Annotated in this window: 15 protein-coding genes; 8 read left to right on the top strand and 7 right to left on the bottom strand. The window is 73.0% G+C overall.

What is annotated here, in order from left to right; translation table 11 throughout:
• Positions 1-94: 94 nt before the first annotated feature.
• The 3 genes from ACZ7HQ_RS21735 to ACZ7HQ_RS21725 form a co-directional block, all read right to left on the bottom strand.
• The gene (locus ACZ7HQ_RS21735) at positions 95-1621 is read right to left on the bottom strand and encodes a DUF5719 family protein (RefSeq protein ID WP_470992170.1); all 1527 of its coding nucleotides are present in this window, start codon (positions 1619-1621) and stop codon (positions 95-97) included.
• The gene (locus tag ACZ7HQ_RS21730) at positions 1618-5271 is read right to left on the bottom strand and encodes a glycosyltransferase family 2 protein (RefSeq protein ID WP_470992167.1); all 3654 of its coding nucleotides are present in this window, start codon (positions 5269-5271) and stop codon (positions 1618-1620) included. The genes ACZ7HQ_RS21735 and ACZ7HQ_RS21730 overlap by 4 nt, the downstream gene beginning before the upstream one ends.
• Positions 5272-5452: 181 nt before the next feature.
• On the bottom strand, positions 5453-5716 hold the full coding sequence (locus ACZ7HQ_RS21725) for a WhiB family transcriptional regulator (protein ID WP_010986447.1): 264 nt from the start codon (positions 5714-5716) through the stop codon (positions 5453-5455).
• A gap of 607 nt (positions 5717-6323) precedes the next feature.
• Between ACZ7HQ_RS21725 and ACZ7HQ_RS21720 the strand changes: the two genes are divergently transcribed.
• The 4 genes from ACZ7HQ_RS21720 (at position 6324) to ACZ7HQ_RS21705 (ending at position 10226) form a co-directional block, all read left to right on the top strand.
• Positions 6324-6818: a cysteine dioxygenase gene (locus ACZ7HQ_RS21720; RefSeq protein ID WP_470992162.1), complete on the top strand. Its 495-nt coding sequence runs from the start codon at positions 6324-6326 to the stop codon at positions 6816-6818.
• A gap of 33 nt (positions 6819-6851) precedes the next feature.
• Positions 6852-7811, top strand: coding sequence for a 2-phospho-L-lactate transferase (gene cofD / locus ACZ7HQ_RS21715; RefSeq protein WP_470992157.1), 960 nt, complete (start codon positions 6852-6854; stop codon positions 7809-7811).
• Positions 7808-9115, top strand: a complete 1308-nt coding sequence (locus ACZ7HQ_RS21710; RefSeq protein WP_470992154.1) for a coenzyme F420-0:L-glutamate ligase — start codon at positions 7808-7810, stop codon at positions 9113-9115. The genes cofD and ACZ7HQ_RS21710 overlap by 4 nt, the downstream gene beginning before the upstream one ends.
• A gap of 88 nt (positions 9116-9203) precedes the next feature.
• Complete coding sequence (locus tag ACZ7HQ_RS21705) at positions 9204-10226, top strand: DNA-3-methyladenine glycosylase family protein (protein WP_470992151.1); 1023 nt, start codon at positions 9204-9206, stop codon at positions 10224-10226.
• A 102-nt stretch (positions 10227-10328) separates the two neighbouring features.
• On the opposite strand, the gene manB is transcribed toward ACZ7HQ_RS21705, so the two are convergent.
• Together manB and ACZ7HQ_RS21695 are read right to left on the bottom strand one after the other, a co-directional pair.
• Positions 10329-11411, bottom strand: coding sequence for a mannose-1-phosphate guanylyltransferase (gene manB, locus ACZ7HQ_RS21700; protein WP_470992148.1), 1083 nt, complete (start codon positions 11409-11411; stop codon positions 10329-10331).
• A 195-nt stretch (positions 11412-11606) separates the two neighbouring features.
• Positions 11607-12974 (bottom strand): peptidoglycan recognition protein family protein, encoded by a 1368-nt coding sequence (locus ACZ7HQ_RS21695; RefSeq protein WP_470992146.1) that lies wholly within the window; start codon positions 12972-12974, stop codon positions 11607-11609.
• Positions 12975-13103: 129 nt separating this feature from the next.
• Here ACZ7HQ_RS21695 and ACZ7HQ_RS21690 point away from each other — a divergent pair, with 129 nt between their 5' ends.
• The 3 genes from ACZ7HQ_RS21690 (at position 13104) to ACZ7HQ_RS21680 (ending at position 17137) form a co-directional block, all read left to right on the top strand.
• Positions 13104-13859, top strand: coding sequence for a TIGR03089 family protein (locus ACZ7HQ_RS21690; protein ID WP_470992143.1), 756 nt, complete (start codon positions 13104-13106; stop codon positions 13857-13859).
• A gap of 127 nt (positions 13860-13986) precedes the next feature.
• Positions 13987-15156: an LCP family protein gene (locus tag ACZ7HQ_RS21685; RefSeq protein ID WP_470992140.1), complete on the top strand. Its 1170-nt coding sequence runs from the start codon at positions 13987-13989 to the stop codon at positions 15154-15156.
• 223 nt (positions 15157-15379) lie between these two features.
• Positions 15380-17137 (top strand): LCP family protein, encoded by a 1758-nt coding sequence (locus ACZ7HQ_RS21680; RefSeq protein WP_470992137.1) that lies wholly within the window; start codon positions 15380-15382, stop codon positions 17135-17137.
• 60 nt (positions 17138-17197) lie between these two features.
• Here ACZ7HQ_RS21680 and ACZ7HQ_RS21675 read toward each other — a convergent pair whose 3' ends face one another.
• Both ACZ7HQ_RS21675 and ACZ7HQ_RS21670 read right to left on the bottom strand, forming a co-directional pair.
• On the bottom strand, positions 17198-19234 hold the full coding sequence (locus ACZ7HQ_RS21675) for a HelD family protein (protein ID WP_470992287.1): 2037 nt from the start codon (positions 19232-19234) through the stop codon (positions 17198-17200).
• A gap of 241 nt (positions 19235-19475) precedes the next feature.
• The gene (locus ACZ7HQ_RS21670; RefSeq protein ID WP_470992134.1) at positions 19476-20504 is read right to left on the bottom strand and encodes a glycosyltransferase family 2 protein; all 1029 of its coding nucleotides are present in this window, start codon (positions 20502-20504) and stop codon (positions 19476-19478) included.
• A 128-nt stretch (positions 20505-20632) separates the two neighbouring features.
• On the opposite strand from ACZ7HQ_RS21670, the gene ACZ7HQ_RS21665 reads away from it, so the two are divergent.
• Positions 20633-22129 (top strand): LCP family protein, encoded by a 1497-nt coding sequence (locus ACZ7HQ_RS21665; protein ID WP_470992131.1) that lies wholly within the window; start codon positions 20633-20635, stop codon positions 22127-22129.
• The last annotated feature ends 20 nt before the right edge of the window (positions 22130-22149 follow it).

Here is a 22149-nt window from a genome sequence, read left to right as displayed (position 1 = left end):
GACGGGGGGGAGGATGAGGCCGCGCTCCTGCGGTCCCCCACCCCCCCCCCCCCCCCCCCCCCCCCCCCCCCCCCCCCCCCCCCCCCCCCGGGCCTCACTTCTGCAGGACCGACAGGTCCTGCGTCGTCTTCGGTACGGCCACCATCCCCCGGTCGTTCGGGAGGGTCTGGATGGTGAAGCCGGGGACTCCCGCCTCGGTGGCCGCGAGGGTGCGGGAGGCGTAGAGCGGGCCGCCGGAGACGGTTTCGACGGTGAGGGCGTAGGTGCCCTTGAGGGCGGCGGGGACGGGCACCGGGACGTCCTGCGTCGTGCCGGACTTGATCGTGTACGTCTTCGTCGTCGCCGTTCCGCCCTCGCTGCCCGCCGAGGCGGTGACCTTGACCGTGGCGGTGGCGGTGGGCGCCGTCAGGGCGAGGGTCGTGCCCTTGGCACTGTTGTCGGCCGATGTCGCGCGGGTGCCGACGGGGGCCGTGGCCGGGATGAACGCCGTTTCCTGGTTGCCGCCCTTGCCGCGGACGACCTGGAGGGCCGCCACGACGGGCACCGACTGGTCGGTGGGGGTCAGGACCAGGGAGCCTGCCTCGCCCCGGGTCACGGCGCCCAGGTCGGCCGCGGTCGTCATACCGGACTTCACATGCAGGGTCTCGTTGCCCGCGGGGGTGATCAGGCCGTCCGGTGAGGCCAGGCGGACCTTCAGGTCGGCGTCGTCGCCGCCGGGGGTGAAGGCGATCAGGCGGACGTCGGTGGCGTCCTTCGGGATGCCGGGCAGGACCAGGCTCCCGGCGGGGTCGGCGGCGGCGGCGAGCCAGTCGCCGCCCGTCTTGTCGTCCAGGGCCTGCACGGACGCACCGACCCGCCCGCTGCGCACGCTGACGTGCACGGTCAGGTCGTCCTGCCGCTGGTCGGTGAGCGTGGACAGCAGGATCGGCTTGCTCGCGTGCGGCGCGACCGTGAGGTTCTCCCCCAGCGGGGACTTGATCGCGCCGTCCTTGCCGTAGAGCTCGATGTCGACGACCGCGGCGGAGTCGTCGGGGTTGGTGAGGTGGACGTAGTCGGTGCGGCGGGCGGCCGTGCTGACGCCCGGGAACCAGAAGTCGGTGTCCGCGGCCGTGCAGTTGACGCCCTGGAGGCCGCGGCCGGTGCCGGCGGCGACCTCGGTGGTCTCCTGGACGGTCCAGCCGGGCGCGAACTTCCCGTCGGCGGTGCCGATGAGCGCGGGCGTGTCGGCGCCGGAGGTGTCACCGGTGACCGGGGTGCCCGGTGCCTTGGGGGTGAGCACCGGCTTGTCCGCGCTCTTCTTCGCGCCCTGGGAGCCCTTGGTCCCCTTGCCGGTCTGGGAGCTGTCCGCGCCGTCCGCCGACTGCTCCTCGGCCGCCTGGAGTTGGGCCTTGCCGCTGTTCGCCGCACCCTGGGTGACGGGCGTGAACGACGTGTACGACGTGTCGGCGATGTCCGAGATGCTCGGCGCCGGGCACAGCAGGCCCGAGCGCTCCACCGGGAGGTTCGCGGCCGGCTGGGCGGCCAGGGCCCCGGACGCGGACGGGCCGTCGAGCGCGGCGAACGCGGTGACGGCTGCCAGCGCGGTGGTTCCGGCGATCAGGGACAGGGTGGTGCGGTTCACTGCTGGCTCCCGTCGGGGCGCTCGCTGCCGGTGCCGTGGGGGTGCTGGGCCGGGTCGTAGCCCTGCTGGGCGGGGTCGTACGCGGGGTCGTAGCCCTGCTGGTAGGCCGCCGGGTCGTAGGGCACCTGGCCGGTCGTGCCGCCGTAGGCGTAGGGGTCGTACTGGCCCGTCTGGTAGGGGTCGGCGGCGGGGTAGCCCTGCTGGTCGTAGCCGGAGGGCTGGTACGGGTCGCCGGTCTGGTACTGGTCTGTTCCGTAGCCCGCGTAGCCGGTGTCCGGGTAGGCGGTCTGGTCCCAGTCGTCGTAGGACTGCTGGTGCGGTACGGCGGCCGGGGTCTGCTCCGGCAGCGGGGGTGCGGCCGGCTGCTCCTCGGCGGCCTGCTCCTCGGCCTGGGCGCGCAGGCGGCGGGCGCGGCGGCCCTCGCCGGCGGTGGCCTGGGCGGGCAGCGGCTCCTCCTCGGGCAGGTCGTCGTCGACGTCACGGCGGCGGCCGGGCAGGGCGAGGACGACCAGGACGACGGCGAGCGCGCCCTGGGCCCACAGCCAGGCGGTGTGGGTGACCGGGTCGGCGTAGGTGACGTCCAGCCTGCCGCCGTCAGCGGGCAGTCGGAAGCCCTGGGCCCAGCCGTCGAGCGTGGTGCGGGTGAGCGGTCTGCCGTTCAGGGTGGCCGTCCAGCCGGCGGAGGCGGTGTCGGCGAGGCGCAGGACGCGGCCGGCCGAGCCGGCCGGGATGGTGGTATGGATCTCCACCGGTCCCGCGGTGACCGACCGGGCGGTGCCCGAGCCGCCGGCCGGGACGATGGTGGCGCGGGAGACCTCCTGGTCGACGCGCCACAGGGCGCCGCCGCTCTGCTGGCTGAGCCGGCTCAGGCCGGGAGTGGTGTCGAGGACGCGGGTGATGTCGCGGGGCGCGCCCTTGTGCACCAGGACGTACCGCACCGCGAAGCCGCCGAGTTCGTCGGCCTGGTCGGCGCCGGAGCCGGCGACGAGGTTGGCGACGACCTTGTCCAGCCGGCTGTTCTCGCCGTCGGCGGCGCTGAGCTCGGCGTCGCCCATGCGGGCACCGGAGCCGCGGACCAGGGTGTAGCGCACGCGCGCGGTGGAGTCGCTGTCCAGGACCAGGGTGCGGGCCCGGTCGCCGGTGGTGGAGTCCTCGGCGACGAACGCGGGCACCTGGGTCGGGTCGCGGCGCTCCACCGGGCCGTCGGCGCCGCGGACCATCCAGCCGGCGGCGACGACCAGCGGGCCCGCGGCCGAGGCGAAGGCGATCAGGGCGGCGACGGGCTGGCGCCAGCCGAAGCTCTGCTCGGCGACACGCGCGCGTGCGCCGTCGGCGCCGAGGGCGGCGGCGGCCAGCAGGGCGATGCCGTAGACGAGGGTGGCCGGTCCGGCCCACGCGGACCTGTTGGACAGGACGGCGAAGACGAGGGCGACCAGGGCGACCGCCCAGGCGGTGCGGATGCCCAGCTGCCGCTCGGAGCGCAGCAGCGCGGCGAGGGCGGCGAGGACGATGCCGATGAGCATCAGACCGTGCACGGTGCCCGGCCCGCCCGGGCCGGCGCCGAGCAGGTCGAGGGCGGAGGCCGCGGAAGGGCCGTACGCCAGGCCCGCTTCCTTGAAGAAGCCGGTCGGGAGCAGGGTCAGCGACCAGGGGGCGAGGACCAGCAGGGGGGTGCCGAGCTGGGCGAGGAAGCGCAGGACGTGGGCGACGAGGTCACCGCGGCGCAGGACGAGCACGCCGATGCCGAGGAGCAGGGCGATGGGCCACACGATCGGCGTGAAGGCGGTGGTGATGGTCAGCAGCAGCGCGTACGCCCAGGTGGCGCGCCAACTGCCGCGCGCGCCGGAGCGGTTGGCGAGGCCGCTCGCGGCGATGCCGGCGCGTGCGATGAGCGGCAGCAGCACGGCGAGGACGGCGGTGCCGATGCGGCCGCCGGCGAGGGCGCCGGTGGTGGCGGGCAGGAAGGCGTAGGCGATGGCCGCCCAGGCGCGCAGCAGCCGGGAGGTGACGAGCGGCCGGGAGGCGAAGTAGGCGGTGAACCCGGCGAGCGGTACCGAGGCGACCAGCAGGACGGTGACGGCGAGTCCCGTGGAGCCGAACAGGATGCCGGCGAAGGTCGCGAGGACGGCGAGGTAGGGCGGGGCGGACGGGGTGCCGCCCGCGCCGACCGGGTGCCAGGCGTCCGCGAAACGGGCCCACAGCTCGCCGGCGCCGGCCGGGGCGGGCAGCAGGGCGCCGCCCGCGAGCGCGCCGCCGCCGAGCAGGGCGCGGCAGGCGACGAGGGAGATGAGCAGCAGCGCGAGGAAGAGCACCGGGCCGGGCTTGCGGGCGATCCGCCTGAGCCGGGCGAACTGCTCGACCTCCAGGAAGTCGTCGTCGCCGCCGGGCCCGGACTCCACGGCGCCGCCGTGCCGGCCGGCCCGGTAGGTGTCGTCGGAGCCGCTGGTGAAGTTGGCGGCGAGCTGTTCCACGGTGGCCCGGACGGTGGCACCGGGTGGTGGGAAGAGTTGGCGCAGTTCGCCCTTGTCGATCCGTGCGGGGCCGCGGCGGCGCCGGGCGGCGATGATCCGCTCGGGGCGCAGCAGGGTGCTGAGCAGGCCGCGGATCTCGTCGACGGCCTGGCCGGGGACCTTGCCGACGAGGTAGGCGACGGTCCGCAGGAGGGTGCCGACGACGAGCCGGAGCAGGACCCAGGGCAGCGCGCCGCCGCGGGTGTTGACGAGCAGGGTGTAGACGGCGCCGGCCTTGTCGACCTTGTGCGGGGAGGCGGCGGTGCGGCCGGCGCAGTCGACGGTACGGCGCTCGCGGGAGGAGGCCTCGGCGTGCCGTACGACCGCCTCGGGGGCGATCAGGACGCGGTGTCCGGCGGCGTGGGCGCGCCAGCACAGGTCGACGTCGTCGCGCATCAGGGGCAGCCGGCGGTCGAAGCCGCCGAGCTGTTCGAAGACGTCGCGGCGGATGAGCATGCCGGCGGTGGAGACGGACAGCACGGTGCGGACGTGGTCGTGCTGGCCCTGGTCCTGTTCGCGGCGGTCCAGGCCGGTCCAGCGGCGGCCGGAGTTGGCGATGGAGACACCGACCTCCAGCAGTTGCCGGCGGTCGTACCAGCCGCGCAACTTGGGGCCCACGATCGCCACGTCGTCGCGGCCCAGCTCCAGTTCGGTCTCGACGACCCGCAGCAGCTGGGCGAGGGCGTCGGGTTCGGGGGCGCAGTCGTCGTGCAGCAGCCAGAGCCACTGGACGGGCTCGCCGTGCGGCAGTTCGGGCAGGTCGTAGGCGTCGTCGCGCCAGGAGCGGGTGACCGGGTCCCAGCCGCTGGGGCGCTTGAGGTACGGCAGCTCTTCGGGGGTGAGGACCGGGGCGGTGCGGCTCGCCTCCTCGACGGCCTGGCCGAAGCCGGTGCGCCGGGCGAGGTGCAGGACGCCCGCGTCGCCGAGGGCGTCGGTGAGCAGCCGGGCGGAGTCGTCCGCGCTGCCGGTGTCGGCGGCCACCGCGTACTGCACGGGGCGCTCCTGGCCGAGCAGCCCGGCAAGGGCGTCGGGCAGCCAGCGGGCGCCGTCGTGGGAGACGAGGACCGCGGTCACCACGTGACGCGGGAACTCAGGTGTGGCAGCCGAGTCTTGGGCTGCCGTATGGCTGTGCACGGACATCGAGGTGCGGGCCCCGGTTCGATGGACTGCGGTGGACGCCCGCGCCCTCTCGGGTGCCGAGGGGACAGCGGGGCGTCTCGGACGAGCGACCACACTATCGGCTGGCCATGACGACGGCCCGCCGCCTGTGGATAACCCACCGACAACGGGCCTTTCGTAACGTTTTGGGCTGGATGTACGATCAGATGGCGGCCTTCTTCAGCCGACGCCGCTCCCGCTCCGACAGACCGCCCCAGATACCGAATCGCTCGTCGTTGGCGAGGGCGTACTCAAGGCATTCGGAGCGGACCTCACAGGCGAGGCAGACCTTCTTCGCCTCTCTGGTGGAGCCGCCCTTCTCGGGGAAGAAGGACTCGGGGTCGGTCTGGGCGCACAGCGCGCGCTCCTGCCAGCCGAGTTCCTCGTCCGCGTCGTCGACCAGCAGTTGCTGCACCAGCTCGGTCATGTGCGCCCCTCGTCTGTCTTTCGCGTCCCCGTGTTGCCGCTACCGATTTCGGCTGAACGACACGAGTGAAATTACAAGTGTGCTGCTCCGGGCGAGTCAAGCCGAGATCTGCTATTGAGCCCGTTATTCACTCTGCGGAACCAAGGCCATGCGGAAAGTGTTCAAATCGCCATAAACCTTGACACGCAGGCGAGGGCCGAGGAGGCGGTCGACCCCCGCACAGCCCTCTGTACGGAGAAGGACGTCCTCGTGTTCGATCGCGTTGCACGAGGCTTGAGCGCTCGGTTGTGCCCCATGTGTCCCGAGGTCCGGGTGAACAAACCTTTCACCTGACAGATGAACCGGATGAGGTGAAACGTGTCCCACATGCCGGGCGTCGAGTTGACAGCTCAGGTGTGAACTGATGTCCTAGTGGGCATGCTCGCGAACTTGGCACTCACCTCGACCCGCACCGCCGGGTCCCACGGTGCTGCCCGGTCCCGCTGTAGCTGTTGTCGCTGTTGCAGCTGTTGAGCCCTACCGTGCTCCGGCTGTAGCCGTGTCCCCCGTGACGCGGTCCCTCCTCCGTTCCCTCCGGCCTTCCCTCACCGAGGAACCACCGCACCCCATGAACAGCGACAACGACCTCCAGATCGCCGGCGACATCCTCGAAGTCCCGCACCTGCTCCAGCCGCCGCGCGAGCACCCGGCCACCGTTGCCGAGTTCGTGGGCCTCGCCCGGTCGATCGCCGCCGACCGCGCCCAGTGGGCCCACCTGGTCCGCTACGACGCGACCACCCGCTGGTACCACCGGCTGCGCACCGGCCCCGGCTACGAGGTGTGGCTGCTGTCCTGGGTGCCCGGGCAGGGCAGCGGGCTGCACGACCACGGCCGCTCCTCCGGTGTCCTCACCGTGCTGGAGGGCACCCTCACCGAGCGCACCGAGCGCGGCACGCGCGCGTTGGCCGCGGGCACGCAGCGGGTGTTCGCGCCGGGCTACGTCCACGAGGTCGTCAACGACGCGCTGGAGCCGGCGGTCAGCCTGCACGTCTACTACCCGGGCCTGACCGAGATGCCCATGCACACCGCCCAGCACTGCGAGGCTCGTCCGGTGACTGCCTGACGCGTTGTCGTACCCGCCTGCAAGACTTGGTGCATGCGCATTGTGGTTCTGGCAGGCGGCATCGGCGGTGCCCGTTTCCTGCGCGGTCTGAAGCAGGCCGTGCCGGACGCGGACGTCACGGTGATCGGCAACACCGGCGACGACATCCACCTCTTCGGGCTGAAGGTCTGCCCCGACCTGGACACGGTGATGTACACGCTGGGCGGCGGCATCAACGAGGAGCAGGGCTGGGGGCGGGCCGACGAGACCTTCCACCTCAAGGAGGAACTGGCGGCCTACGGGGTCGGGCCCGACTGGTTCGGCCTCGGTGACCGGGACTTCGCCACGCACATCGTGCGCACGCAGATGCTCGGCGCGGGCTATCCGCTCAGCGCCGTCACCGAGGCGCTGTGCGACCGCTGGAAGCCGGGCGTGAAGCTGATCCCGATGACCGACGACCGCGTGGAGACGCACGTGGCGCTCGAGGTCGACGGCGAGCGCAAGGCGGTCCACTTCCAGGAGTACTGGGTGCGGCTGCGCGCCTCGGTCCCGGCGGAGGCGGTGGTGCCCGTGGGCGCCGAGCAGGCCACACCGGCGCCGGGCGTCCTGGAGGCCATCGCCGGGGCGGACGTCATCCTCTTCCCGCCGTCCAACCCCGTCGTGTCCATCGGCACCATCCTCGCCGTGCCCGGCATCCGGGAGGCGATCGCGGACGCGGGCGTGCCCGTGATCGGCCTGTCGCCCATCGTCGGGGACGCGCCGGTGCGCGGGATGGCCGACAAGGTGCTCGCCGCGGTCGGCGTGGAGTCCACGGCGGCCGCGGTCGCCGAGCACTACGGCTCCGGCCTGCTGGACGGCTGGCTGGTCGACACCGTGGACGCGGGCGCGGTCGAGCGGGTCGAGGCGGACGGGATCCGCTGCCGGGCCGTACCGCTGATGATGACCGACGTCGAGGCCGCCGCGCAGATGGCGCGGGAGGCGCTGGCGCTGGCCGAGGAGGTGCGGCAAGCGTGAACGAGGAGCACCCGGAGTACACCGTCCGGGCCCTGTCGGGCATCCCCGAGGTGCAGCCGGGCGACGATCTCGCCAAGCTGATCGCCGCCGCCGAGCCGGGTCTGGCCGACGGGGACGTGCTGCTCGTCACCTCCAAGATCGTCTCCAAGGCGGAGGGCCGGGTCGTCCAGGCGGTCGACCGGGAGGCGGCGATCGACGCCGAGACCGTCCGGGTCGTGGCCCGGCGCGGCGCGCTGCGCATCGTGGAGAACCGGCAGGGCCTGGTCATGGCCGCCGCCGGGGTCGACGCCTCCAACACCCCCGCCGGCACGGTGCTGTTGCTGCCCGAGGACCCGGACGCGTCCGCGCGTGCGCTCCGCGCCGGACTGCGCGAGGCCCTCGGCGTCGACGTCGGTGTCGTCATCACCGACACCTTCGGGCGACCCTGGCGCGCGGGGCTCACGGACGTGGCGATCGGCGCCGCGGGTGTGCGTGTGCTGGACGATCTGCGCGGGGGCGCGGACGCGCACGGCAATCCGCTCAGCGCGACGGTCGTCGCCACGGCGGACGAGCTGGCCGCCGCCGGCGACCTGGTCAAGGGCAAGGCGACGGGCCGGCCGGTGGCCGTGCTGCGCGGTCTGCCCCATGTCCTCGGCGCGGGGGACGGCGAGGGCGCGCGGGCGCTGGTGCGGACCGCGCGCGACGACATGTTCCGGCTCGGCACGTCCGAGGCGGTCCGGGAGGCGGTGACCCAGCGGCGCACGGTCCGGGCGTTCACGGACGAGCCGGTGGACCCCGGGGCGGTACGGCGCGCGGTGGCGGCGGCGGTGACCGCGCCGGCCCCGCACCACACCACCCCCTGGCGGTTCGTCCTGCTGGAGTCGGCGCGGTCCCGCACCCGGCTGCTGGACGCGATGCGCGACGCCTGGATCGCGGACCTGCGCCGGGACGGCAAGAGCGAGGAGTCCGTCGCGAAGCGGGTGCGCCGCGGTGACGTCCTGCGCAACGCGCCCTACCTGGTGGTGCCGTGCCTCGTCACGGACGGCTCGCACCACTACGGGGACGCGCGGCGGGACGGCGCCGAGCGGGAGATGTTCGTCGTCGCGATGGGCGCCGGCGTGCAGAACCTGCTGGTCGCGCTGGCTGGGGAGCGGCTGGGCTCGGCCTGGGTGTCGTCGACGATGTTCTGCCGGGACGTGGTGCGTGAGGTGCTCGCGCTGCCCGCGCACTGGGAGCCGATGGGCGCGGTGGCGGTCGGGCATCCGGCCGAGGAGCCGAGACCGCGGCCGGAGCGGGACGCCGGGGCGTTCGTCGAGGTGCGGTGAGTTCGCGTACGCGCTCCTGCCCGAGCGCCTAGTCTCGTAGCACGACACCGACGACCCCGGCGGCACCGGCTCCCTAGGACCTCATTTCGTGGCAGGACGATTCGCTCAGCGGCCGACGCGTACGACCGTGCGCGGAGGCCATGCCGGTGTGCCCGCGGGCGCCGCTGCCGGGATACCGCGTCAGGCGGCAGCGTCGGCGCGGGTACGGCGGTGGGTGCCCGAGGGACCGCTCGATCTGGGCCTGGTGCTCGGACCGCTGCGGCGCGGGCCCGCCGACCCCACCTTCCGGGCCACCTCGGACGGATCCGTGTGGCGGGCCTGCCGTACGCCCGCCGGGCCGGGCACGCTGCGGGTGCGCGCGTACGACGCTGAGGTGCTCGGCGAGGCGTGGGGCGCGGGCGCGGAGTGGCTGCTGGACCGGCTGCCCGAGTGGCTCGGCGCGGCCGACGAGCCGGAGGCGTTCGTGCCCCGGCACCGGGTGGTGGCGCTGGCCCGGCACCGGCGGCCGGGGCTGCGGCTGACGCGGACGGGGCTGGTGCTGGAGTCCCTCGTCCCGTCTGTCCTGGAGCAGAAGGTCACGACGGACGAGGCGTACCGGGCGTGGCGGTTGCTGGTACGGCGGTTCGGGGAGCGTGCGCCGGGGCCGGCGGGAGCCGGGGAACGGCCGATGTTCGTGATGCCGGCGCCGCGGACCTGGGCGCTGATTCCCTCCTGGGAGTGGCACCGGGCCGGCGTCGACGACAAGCGGGCGTCCACGATTCTGCGGGCCGTGCGGGTCGCTGCGCGGCTGGAGCAGGCGGTGCGGATGCCGGCGGCCGAGGCCCAGGCGCGGTTGGAGGTCGTGCCGGGGATCGGGCCGTGGACGTCGGCGGAGGTGGTGCAGCGCAGTCACGGGGCGGCGGACGCCGTCACGGTCGGGGACCTGCATCTGCCGGGGATCGTGGGGTGGGCGCTGGCCGGGGACCGGCATGCGGACGACGCGGTGATGCTGCGCCTGCTGGAGCCGTATGCGGGGCAGCGGCATCGGGCGGTCCGGCTGATCCTGCTGAGCGGTCATGTCCCGGCCCGGCGTGCGCCGAAGATGCCCCGGGTGGACATCGGGCTGCTGTGAGGCGCCCGCTGCTGCCGCCGCAGTTCCCCCCGAGACGGAGGTCTGGGGGCGCAGCCCTCATGAGCCGCACCCCGGACACCCCCGCTACCGGTCCGAAGACCGCTACTGGTCCGAAGAGAAGCGGACCGCCCCCGCCGGGATGCGGGCGTCGCACCAGACCCGTACTCCCTCGCGCAGCTCGTTGTCGGGGCCGACGACCGCGCCGTCGCCGATGACCGTGCCGGTCAGGACCGTGCGCTCGCCGACGCGGGCCCGCGTGCCGATGAGGGAGTCGGTGATGACCGCGCCGGGCTCGATGACGGCGCCGGGGAGGATGGTGGAGCCGGAGACACGCGCCCCCTCCGCGACGAACGCGCCCTCGCCGACCACCGTGCCACCGGTCAGCTTCGCGTCCGGCGCCACCTCGGCCGTCGGGAGGATCAGGCGGTCGCCGCAGCGGCCGGGAACGGCCGGGGAGGGCGCGCGGCCCAGGACCAGGTCGGCCGAGCCGCGGACGAACGCCGCCGGGGTACCGAGGTCCAGCCAGTAGGTGGAGTCGACCATGCCCTGGAGATGGGCGCCGGCCGAGAGGAGGTCGGGGAAGGTCTCCCGCTCCACGGACACCGGGCGGCCCAGCGGGATCGTGTCGATGACCGACCGGCGGAAGACGTACGCCCCCGCGTTGATCTGGTCGGTGACGATCTCCTCCGGCGTCTGCGGCTTCTCCAGGAAGGCGAGGACGCGGCCGGTCTCGTCCGTGGGGACCAGGCCGTAGGCCCTGGGGTCCGTCACCTTCGTCAGGTGGAGGGAGACGTCGGCGGACGCGGACTCGTGGGTGTCCACCAGCGCCCTGATGTCCAGGCCCGTCAGGATGTCACCGTTGAAGATCAGCACCGGTTCGTCGGGACCGGAGTGCAGGCGGGAGGCGACATTGCGGATGGCACCGCCCGTGCCGAGCGGCTCCTCCTCGGTCACGTACTCGATGTGCAGGCCGAGCGCGGAGCCGTCGCCGAAGTACGGCTCGAAGACCTCGGCCAGATAGCTGGTGGCCAGCACGATGTGGTCCACGCCCGCCGCCTTGGCGCGCGCCAGCTGGTGCGTGAGGAACGGCACCCCGGCGGCCGGGACCATGGGCTTGGGTGTGTGCACCGTGAGCGGACGCAGCCGGGTGCCTTTGCCGCCGACCAGGAGGATCGCTTCTGTCACCTGTCGTCTCTGCTTCCTGCCGGGACCGGCCGAACTACTCGTACCACTCGTATCACTCGTTTCGGCGGGTCAGTGTATGCAGACCGTAGCGGCGGCGCCCTTGACGACCGCGCGTTTTCCCGCGAGATCGGTATGAGAACGGTGTGAGACCGGCGAGCCCCGCGGCGACGGCGGCGAACGCTCTCCCCTGCCGCGTCAGCGCCCCTGGTAGCGCGCCGCGCTGGAACGGGCCGTACCGAGCCTGGCGTAAAGCCGTTTGCCAGGGCACTCGGTGGCGAATCCGTCCCGATGGCCGGAGATCACGTTCAGTCGTACCTTCTTACCTTTGGGGAAGAGGTTGCCACCGCCTGACCTGAGATATGTCGTGCCACGCGGATTGACCCCGTAGAGCCCGAGCTTCCATGCGGTGAGCCGGGCGACGGCCGTCACCGCGGCGCGGGGCGGCTCCGCCGTGCCGTACGTGCCGATCACGGCGATGCCCATGCTGTCGCGGTTGAAGCCCTCGGTGTGCGCGCCGAGGACCGCCTTCGCCGCGCCACCGGCCCGGCCCTCGTAGATGGTTCCGCACTTGTCGACGAGGAAGTTGTAGCCGATGTCCCGCCAGCCCATGCTCTTGACGTGGTAGCGGTAGATACTGCGGATGACCGAGGGGGCCTGGGAGCAGGTGTACCTGTTGCCCGAGGCCGTGTGGTGGACGAAGGCCGCCTTGACCTTCTTCATGTAGGCGAACCTGCCTTGGCGCAGGGACTCGTCCGCGCCCCAGCCGCGCCGTGTGACGATCCGTGGGCGCGGCCCGATGTGCGGCTTGCCCCGCACCGGCCCCCGGAGACGGACGAGTTCCCGCTCGGTGGCCCGCTTGCCCAGTGCCGGGATCGCCATGGACCCGAAGCCGGTGAGGTCGCTGTTGGCGGCCGAGGCCTCCCGGGCCGCGGCCGACTGCAGGCCGGTCCGGGGCGGTTCGGCCGGCCCGCCCTCGGGTGGCCCCTCGCCGCCGGGGTCGACGAGTTCGAGGCGCAGCCCCGACGGCAGCGGCGGCCTCACCTCGTCCGTACGGCCGCCCCGCGCACCGGCCTGGACCCGTACGTCCACGCCGTCCGCGTCGCCCACCCACAGCGGTGCGGTCGCTCCGCGCACCCCCCGGGCGTCCCGTTCCGCCGTGCGCGGGTCGGCGCCGTGGTCGGCGTTGTGCGTCTCCAGCTCCTGCCAGCCGGACCACTTCCCCGTCGCGGCCGACCGGGTGCGCACCTGGACCCGGCCGCGCAGTTCGGTGTCCGGGTCCCGCCAGACGACACCGACCAGCGAGAAGTGCTGTCCGCCGGGCCGGTACAGCCCCTGCTCCGGGGCGGTGCCGCGGACGCGCTCGGCGGAGAGGGGGACGAGGGGCAGCGAGCGGGTGCTTCCCGGGATCGCGGGATCGGCGGCGGCCCGCGGGGCGACGGAGCGGGCGGGCGCGGCGGACGCGGGCGGGGTCAGCGGGAGTGCGAGGGCCGCGGCGCAGGTCACGCTGATCGAGCAGACGGTGATCGACGGTGCGCCGATGGACGGTGTCAGGAATCCACGCATGCTTATGATCTTGGACATAGTCATACAAATCTGTCCAACGGCGAACTGACGGACCGTCGGCAGCCGTTCCGCCGAACCGGTGCCCCCGTCGCGCGCTGCGCGTGTCCGCCCGCGCGTACCCTTTTCCGGGTGAACGCCACCGATCGCACCCCTGCCGACCTGCTGGCTTCCGCGCTCGCCGCGGACCCCGGCCGCCCGCTGGTGACCTTCTACGACGACGCCACGGGCGAACGCGTCGAACTGTCCGTGGCCACCTTCGCCAATTGGGTGGCCAAGACCGCGAATCTCCTCCAGGGCGACCTGTCCGCCGGACCCGGTGACCGGGTCGCGCTGCTGCTGCCCGCCCACTGGCAGACGGCGGTGTGGCTGCTGGCGTGTTCGTCGGTGGGCGCGATCGCGGACGTGGCCGGGGATCCGGCGGCGGCCGACGTGGTCGTCAGCGGGCCGGACTCCGTGGAGGCGGCGCGGGCGTGCCGTGGCGAGCGGGTCGCACTGGCACTGCGGCCGCTCGGCGGGCGTTTTCCGCAGACACCGGACGGTTTCATCGACTACGCCGTGGAAGTGCCGGGCCAGGGTGACCGGTTCGTACCGTTCGCGCCGGTGGATGCCGAGGATGCCGCGCTGATCGTCGCCGGGCGGGAGTTCAGCGGGGCCGAGGTCGTCGAACGGGCCCTGGCGGAGGCGCCTGCGCTGGGGCTGACGGGGCCGGGTTCTCGCATGCTGTCCGCTGTGCCGTACGACACGTGGGAGGGGCTCAGCGCGGGGTTGTACTCGCCGCTCGCCACCGGCGGGTCCGTGGTGTTGTGCCGGCACCCGGAGCGGCTGGGCGAGGAAGGCCTCGCCAAGCGGATCGAGAGCGAGAGGGTGACCGCGGTACGGCGGTAGGGGCCGCGCCCCCGAGGAGCGGCACGTCCCCCGGTTGGAGCAGCTGAGGGCGCTGTCACGGCTCTCCCCCGCCATGGTCGTAGGAGCAGGACCTGACGCTCGTACGCCATGAGGGGGTGTCCCGCCCGTGACCGACTCCGCCCGCAAGGCCCCCGGTCCCGGCCCGGGGACCTCGGCCACCGGGAACGGGCTACGGCGACGGCGCCGGCGGCGGTGGGCGAAGGGGACGGCGCTCGGGCTGGCCGTGTTCGTCGCGGCCGCCGCGGGAACCGGCTGGGCCGTCTACGCCAAGCTCAGTGCGAACATCACCCCGGACGAGGCGGCCGCCCGCGAGCTGGCCCGTTACGAGCGGGAGCGGCCCACCGCGCTCGTGCGGGGTGCGCAGAACATCCTGCTGATCGGATCCGACACGCGGGCCGGGGACGGCAACTCCGCGTACGGGCGGGACCTGGGCACCGAGCGTTCCGACACCACGATCCTGCTGCACCTGGCCGCCGACCGGCGCAGCGCCACCGCCGTCTCGCTGCCGAGGGACCTGATGGTGGGCATCCCCGGCTGCCGGCAGCAGGACGGCAGCCGCAGCCTGCCGGTGTTCGCGATGTTCAACCACGCCTTCCAGGTGGGCGGTTCGGCGTGCACGATCCGGACGGTCGAGAAGCTGACGGACATCCGGATCGACCACCACATGATCGTGGACTTCAGCGGCTTCAAGGAGATGGTGGACGCCGTGGACGGGGTGCAGGTCTGCCTGAAGGAGCCCATCGACGACAAGGCGGCCAAACTGAAGCTGCCCGCGGGCAGGGTCGTGCTCGACGGGGAGCAGGCGCTCGGGTACGTGCGGGCCCGCAAGTCGCTCGGCGACGGCAGCGACACCGAGCGGATGGAGCGCCAGCAGCGGTTCCTCGGCGCGCTCGTCGACAAGGTGCAGAGCAACGACGTCCTGCTGAACCCGGTGAAGCTGTATCCGGTGCTGGACGCGGCGACCTCCTCGCTGACCACCGATCCGGAACTGGCCAGTCTGCGCGGCTTGTACCAGTTGGTTCGCGGCCTGCGCGACATCCCCACCGAACGGGTGCAGTTCCTGACCGTACCGAGGGAGTCGTACGTCTACGACGCCAACCGTGACCAACTCGTGGAGCCGGAAGCCGAGAAGCTGTTCGCGCGGCTGCGGGCCGATCAGCCCGTGGCGGTGGCCCGGGACACGCCTGAGGGCGCCTCGGGGGCGGACGGCAAGGGCGACCCGTCACCCGTGCCCACGTTCCGGGGGAACACCGCCGCCGAACACAGCTGTGAGTGACGCGCACACCGGCGCACCGGACCTCCGTTCAGGAAATGCGGCGGATTGCCCGGTTGCAGTCAGGTGGAATTTGTCACCGGCGTGGCTCGACGCTGAACTGGGCGGATAGGGTGAGCGATCCGGTGCACCGGGTCCAGTTCTGGGGTCGTGCACTGTTTCACCGAGACCCGAGCGCCTTGAGGGGGAAGGCGCCGCGTGGCCCCGACGGAGGATTCGGACAACCGTGGACGCGCAAGGCCGTGGGCGGGCGGAGAACATCGACCCCGCAGACCAGTGGGTGCTCAATCCGAACACCGGCGAATACGAACTGCGACTGAGCCCTTCCGCACCGCAGTCGTCGGTCCCGGGCCCCCGCAGACCGTCCCCCGGGGACAACGCCCGTGCCGCACGCCGCCGCGGCAACGACTCGGCGGCGGGCGGGGCCCGTGAGGCGGGCCGGGTGCGTGGCGGTGACGTACCGGCGCCGCGCTCGGCCCGGCGCCGGGGCGGCGAGCCGGAGACACCCCAGGGGCGGCGCGGCCGGCGGCCGGTGAAGAAGTCCAAGGCGAAGAAGGTGGTCGGGTGGACCGCCGGCGGCACGGCGTTCGTGCTGGTCGCCCTCTGCGCCGCCGGCTATCTGTACATCAAGCACCTCGAGGGCAACGTCACCACGACGGACGTCGGCAGCGCCGCCAAGAACGGCTTCAGCAAGGACGGCGCCTTCAACATCCTGGTCATCGGCACCGACAAGCGCACCGGCAAGGGCAACGAGGGCTACGGCGACAAGGGCAGCGTCGGGCACGCCGACACCAACATCCTGCTGCACGTCTCCAAGGACCGGACGAACGCGACCGCGCTGAGCATTCCGCGCGACCTGATCGTGAACGTGCCGGACTGCCCGACGAAGCAGCCGGACGGCAGCGAGAAGGTCGTCCCCGGCACGGACGACGTGCGCTTCAACACCAGCCTGGGCCAGGACGGCCGTGACCCGGGCTGCACCATGCGCACCGTGCAGCAGGTCACCGGGATCATGCCGGACCATTTCATGATGGTCGACTTCAACGCGGTCAAGACGCTGACCTCGGCGGTCGGCGGCGTCGACGTCTGTCTCAAGCACGCGGTGGACGACCCGGACTCGCACCTCAAGCTGGGCGCCGGTGAGCACAAGATCGAGGGCGAGCAGGCGCTGGCCTTCGTCCGCACCCGGCACAGCTGGGGCAACCAGGGCGACCTGGACCGCATCAAGGTCCAGCAGCAGTTCATGGGCTCGCTGATGCGGAAGATGTCCTCCAGCGACACGCTGACCAGCCCGACCAAGCTGATCGATCTCGCCGAGGCCGCCACGAAGGCGCTGACCGTGGACCAGGGCATCGGTTCCGTGAGCACACTCAAGGACATCGCGCTGGAGCTGAAGAAGGTCCCGCCGAAGAACATCTCGTTCGTGACGGTGCCCGTGCTCGACAACCCGGCCGACGGCGTCGTCCACAAGACGGTCATCGTCAACCAGAGCAGCGCCCCCCAGGTCTTCGACGCGATCAAGAACGACGTCTCGTTCACCGAGGTGAAGAAGCAGCAGAAGGCGGCGAAGGACGCGGCTGCCGCGCGTCTGAAGGGCAGCAGGTCCGCCCCGGCCGACGTACGGGTGCGGATCCTCAACGGCGGCGCCGTCTCCGGCGGCGCGCAGGAGACCCTCGGCTGGCTGCAGAACCAGGAGGGCGTGCTGAAGTCGGAGAACGCGGGCAACGCGCCGGCGGAGCTGAGCAACACCACGCTCGAGTACGCGCCCGACCAGGCCGCCCAGGCCCGCGAACTGGCCCATCTCATGGGCCTGTCCGGCTCCGCGCTCAAGCCCGGCAAGAGCGTGACCAACTCCCAGGGCCTGCCCGCGATGACGCTGACCCTGGGCAAGGACTTCAAGGGCGCCGGGGTCTCCCTCACCGCTCCGTCGAAGGCACCGGACGTCCAGAAGTCCACGGCGGACAAGGTGCAGTGCGCCTCCTAGGCCAGGGTGAAGCCGTGCACTCCACAAGCCCGGCTTCGCCGTGTGCGCGCCCTTCCGGCGTCAGGTGTGCCGTGACGCCGGGTTCACGGCGATCGTGCACAGTCTCCTGGTTGCGCGCGTGAGGGCGACGTACAGGTCGCGCTCACCGCCGGGACGGGCTGCGGCGATCTCCTCCGGGGCGACGACGACGATCGCGTCGAACTCCAGCCCGCGGGCTTCGGAAGCCGGCACGAGGCGGGCCCACCGCGCCACATCCGCGGACGCCAGCTCCTCGACCCGGTCGTCCGCGCAGATCACGGCGAGCAGGTCGTCCGGGTGCGAGGCCGCCTGCGCCCGGAGTTCCCCGGCCACGGTGGCGGCGACGGAGTGCGGGCAGGCGGTGAGGTGGCGGGGATGATCGCCGTGGCGGATCGACCGGCTCGGCGTCTGACCGGGGGCGATCCGCGCCAGCAGGCCGTGGGTGATCGCAAGGATTTCCTCGGTGGTGCGGTAGCTGACGGTCAACGTGTGCAGGGAGAACCGGTTGCCGAGATGCGGACCCAGCGCCTGGGACCAGTCGCCCGCCGCCGTCGCGGGGCCCGCCTGGGCGAAGTCACCCACCAGCGTCATCGACCTGGCCGGACACCGGCGCATCACCATCCGCCACTGCATCGCGGTCAGTTCCTGGGCCTCGTCGACCACGACGTGCCCGAACGACCGCTCCGGCGGCCCGTCCACCAGGGCCGCCGCCTCGTCCAGCAGCGGTACGTCGGCATCCGTCCACGGGGCGTCGGGCGAACGCACCAGCCGGGACCGTTCGTCGCCGGTGAGCGAGGGCAGGTGCCTCGCCAGCGTGCGAGCGTCCGCCAGCAGGGCCCGTACGACCACTCCGGGCGTCAGCCGCGGCCAGAGGGACTCCACCGCACGGTCGATGTGGGCGTCGCCCGTCAGGTCCGCACGGACGGTGTCCGCGTCGAACACCTCAGCCGGATCCGCGGCCGGCGCGTCGTCGAAGCCGAGAGCCCGCAGATCGGCCTCGGCCGCGGCATCGAGATCCATGCCCGTGCTCTCGGCGATCTCGGCGTCGATCTGTTCGAGGGTCTCGACGGCGCCCCGCTCCAGGGCGTCGGTGACCGCGCCGATCAGGTGGTCCTTGAACACCTCCCGCGCAGTGTTGTGCGCCAGACCGCCGGCCACCGCGGCCTCCCGCGCCGCCGCGACATCCCCGCGCTCCAGCCGGACCGACTGCTGCCCCACCCGGACCACGAAGCCGCCGGCAGGTGCCTGCAGGGAGTGCACCAGGTCCGCGAGCGCCTCGGCCAGCGCGGAACTCCCCTTGAGGCGCGCGACGTCGAACGGCTCCACGGCTGCGGGCTCCACCCCGGCCAGCTCCGCGCACGTCGCCAGGAGCACATCGTTCTCCCCCAGCGAGGGGAGCACCTGGGAAACGTAGTCGAGGAACCGCGCGTTCGGCCCGAGCACCAGCACGCCGCGGGCGGCCGCTCCCGGGAACGCGTACAGCACGTACGCCGCCCGGTGCAGCGCAACCACGGTCTTGCCCGTACCGGGGCCGCCCTGCACCACCGTCACCCCCCGGTGCGGGGACCGGACGATCGCGTCCTGCTCCGCCTGCAGGGTCGCCACCGCCGCACGCATCCGCCCGGTGCGCCGCGCCTCCAGCGCTTCGGTGAGCGGACCGTCGCCGACGACGTCGCCGACCGCGGCCGGCGATCCGTCCAGTAGCTCGTCGCTCACCGCACGTACCGCACGGCCCTCGACCCGCAGATGACGCCGGCGCCGCAGCCCCATGGGGTGGAGGGCCGTCGCCTCGTAGAAGGGCCGCGCCGCGTCCGCTCGCCAGTCGACGAGCAGGGGCAGGTCCCGGTCGCCCACGTGCAGGCCGAGCCGTCCGATGTGCAGGACGGTTCCGTCCGCGCCATCGACCCGGCCGAACGCCAACCCCTCCTCGGCCCCCTCCAGCCCGCGAATCCGACGTGCCAGACGCTCTGCGGCGACATCGCGCGCGTACACCTCGCCCGGGCTGTCGGCCGACGACCTCAGCACATCCGCCAGCTGGGCCCGTGCATCCGCCAGTCGCTCGTCGAGGAGCCGGTACATAGCGGCCACGTGGGCCTGCTCCACCTCGGCCTGTCCTGCGGCATCACTGTTGAACGGCGGCAACAGCAGTCCTCCCGTCGACTCGGCCCTCCACTATGCAGCCGGATTTCCATGAAAGTAAGGCTTGACTTACTTGTCCGAGTCGGCCGCCACGGCGGCACCCACCTCATGGGACGACACAAAGAGGCCGCCTCGGCACGTGGATCAGCGTGCGCGAGGCGGCCTTCTCGGTGTGAGCCGGTCAGCTCGGGCTGAGGACCGCCGGGCGCCGGGACGCGATGACCCGCTTGGCCAGCGCCTTCGGGCTGGTCAGGAAGCCCCAGCCCCACGACATGTGCATGGTGGCCAGGGCCACGGGGATCTGCAGCCGGGCCTTCGGGGACAGACCCTTGCCGGCCGGGACCGAGCCCGCGACGATCGCCGCCAGATAGCCGCCGGGGACGACGAAGGCCCACGGGGTGAGCGCCGCGCCGGCCACGATCCCCGCCGCGATCGCGCACACCGCCGTCGGCGGGGCCAGATAGCGCAGGTTGATCGAGCCGGAGTGGTAGCGGGCCACGACGTGCCGCCAGCGGCCGTAGTCCTTGTACTGCTTGGCGAGGGCACGCACACTCGGCCGCGGCCGGTACGACACCTTCAGCTCGGGCGAGAACCAGATCAGGCCGCCCGCCTCACGGATGCGGAAGTTCAGCTCCCAGTCCTGGGCGCGGATGAACTCCTCGTTGTAGCCGCCCTGCTGCTCCAGGGCCTCCCGGCGGAAGACACCGAGGTAGACGGTCTCGGCGGGCCCGGCCTCGCCGCCCGTGTGGAAGGCGGCGTTGCCGACGCCGATCTTCGACGTCATCGCGGCGGCGACCGCGTGCTCCCAGTCGTTCTCGCCCTCGGCGTGCATGATGCCGCCGACGTTCTGCGCGCCGGTCTCCTCCAGGAGCCGCACGGCGGTGGCGATGTAGTCCGGCGAGAGCATGCCGTGGCCGTCGACGCGGACGACGATCGGATGCCGGGAGGCCTTGATCGCGGCGTTCAGCGCGGCCGGCGTGCGGCCGGTCGGGTTCGGGACGGTGTGCACACGCGCGTCTTCCGCCACGAGCTGGGCCGCGATCTCGTCCGTGCGGTCCGTGGACGGACCGAGGGCGATGACGACCTCCATCTCGCCGGCGTACTCCTGCGCGAGGATCGCTTGGACGGCCCCGCGCAGGTGCCGCTCCTCGTTGAGGACGGGCATGATCACGGAAACAGCGGGGAACCGCACGTCGGGCTTGGCGTTCATAGGGGCCTCACGTTACCGCGAACGGGGGACACCGGTGCGCGCCGCAGGGGCGTAGGACCGGGCTGGAGATCGTATCGGCCTACGGTGCTCATGGATCCCACGTACGGCGTCGTCCGGAGGTGTCCCCGTTGGCCAGCCCGCCCCGGTCCCCCGCTCGTCCGCAGCGCCGACCGCAGCCGCCCCGCCGTGTGCCGCGGCCGCCCGAGCGGCCCGTGCGGTCCGTCCGGCCGCCCCGGCGGCCCCGCTGGGCCATGCGGGCGGTGACCACGCTGTCCGTGGTGGTGCTCGCCTCCGCCGGGATCGGGCACGCGGTGATCAGCAGCCTGGACGCGGGCATCGCCCGGGTCGACGCCTTCAAGGACATGAAGAACCGGCCCCGGGCGGGCCACGGCACGAACGTCCTGCTGGTCGGCACCGACGGCCGCGACCGGATCACCGAGCAGGAACGGCGCGCGTACCGGCTGGGCGGGGCGCCCTGCCACTGCACCGACACGATGATGATCGTGCACATCTCGGAGAACCGGGACCGGGCCACCGTGGTGAGCCTGCCGCGGGACTCCTACGCCGAGGTGCCCGCGCACACCGACCCGGCCACCGGGCTGGAGCACGGACCGCACCCGGTCAGGCTCAACGCGGCCTACGCCGAGGGCGGCCCCCAGCTCACCGTCCGCACGGTGGAGAACATGACCCATGTGAAGATCGACCACTACCTGGAGGTCGACTTCGCCAGCTTCATGAAGACCGTGGACGTCCTCGGCGGGGTGCGGGTGTGTACGACGACACCGCTGAAGGACGCCTACACCGGCCTCGACCTCGCCCCCGGCGCGCACACCCTCATGGGCGGCCAGGCTCTGCAGTACGTACGGGCCCGGCACATCGACGGGGCGAGCGACCTGGGCCGGATGAAGCGGCAGCAGCAGTTCATGGCCGAGCTGATCGACAAGGCCACCTCCTCCGGGGTGCTGCTGAACCCGATGCGGTTCCGGGACGTGACCCGGGCGGTGCTCGGCTCGGTCCGCGCCGACGAGGGCTTCGGCACCGACGAGCTGCTCGACCTCGGCCGGGCCATGCGGAACTTCTCCCCGTCGTCCTCCGAGTTCACCACCGTGCCCATCGGGCAGATGAACTACTCGGTCAAGGGCATCGGCTCGACCCTGAAGTGGGACCCCGCCAAGGCGGCCCAGCTCTTCGCGTCCCTGCGTGACGACAAGCCGCTCACCGCGGACCGCCCGGAGCACGGCCCGGCACCCGCCACGCCGGTGGAGGTGGACCCGCGGCAGATCCGGGTCCAGGTGGCGAACGGCACCGGCACCGCCGGCCTCGCCAAACGGGTCGACGCGGCGCTCGCGGCGACCGGCTTCGCCACCACCCGCCAGCCGGTGGACGCCCCCGCCCATGTGCCGCACACGGTGATCTCCTACGACCCCCGCTGGGACCGCTCCGCCCGCTCCCTGGCCACCGCCCTGCCCGGCGCCGAGCTGCACCCCGCCCCGGGGCAGGGACCGCTGCTGAAGGTGACCGCCGGGGCCGGCTTCAAGGGCGTGCGCAGGGTCCGCTACGAAGACCCGCAGCAGCCGCAGCAGAACGCGGTGCGCGGCAACGAGGTGGTCTGCTCCGGCAGCTAGCCTCGGGGCAGCGGGGCCGC

It is taken from the genome of Streptomyces sp. NPDC037290, from assembly GCF_055603245.1.
The sequence above is the reverse complement of the archived record's forward strand: the minus strand, read 5'-3'. Positions and strand labels throughout refer to the sequence as shown.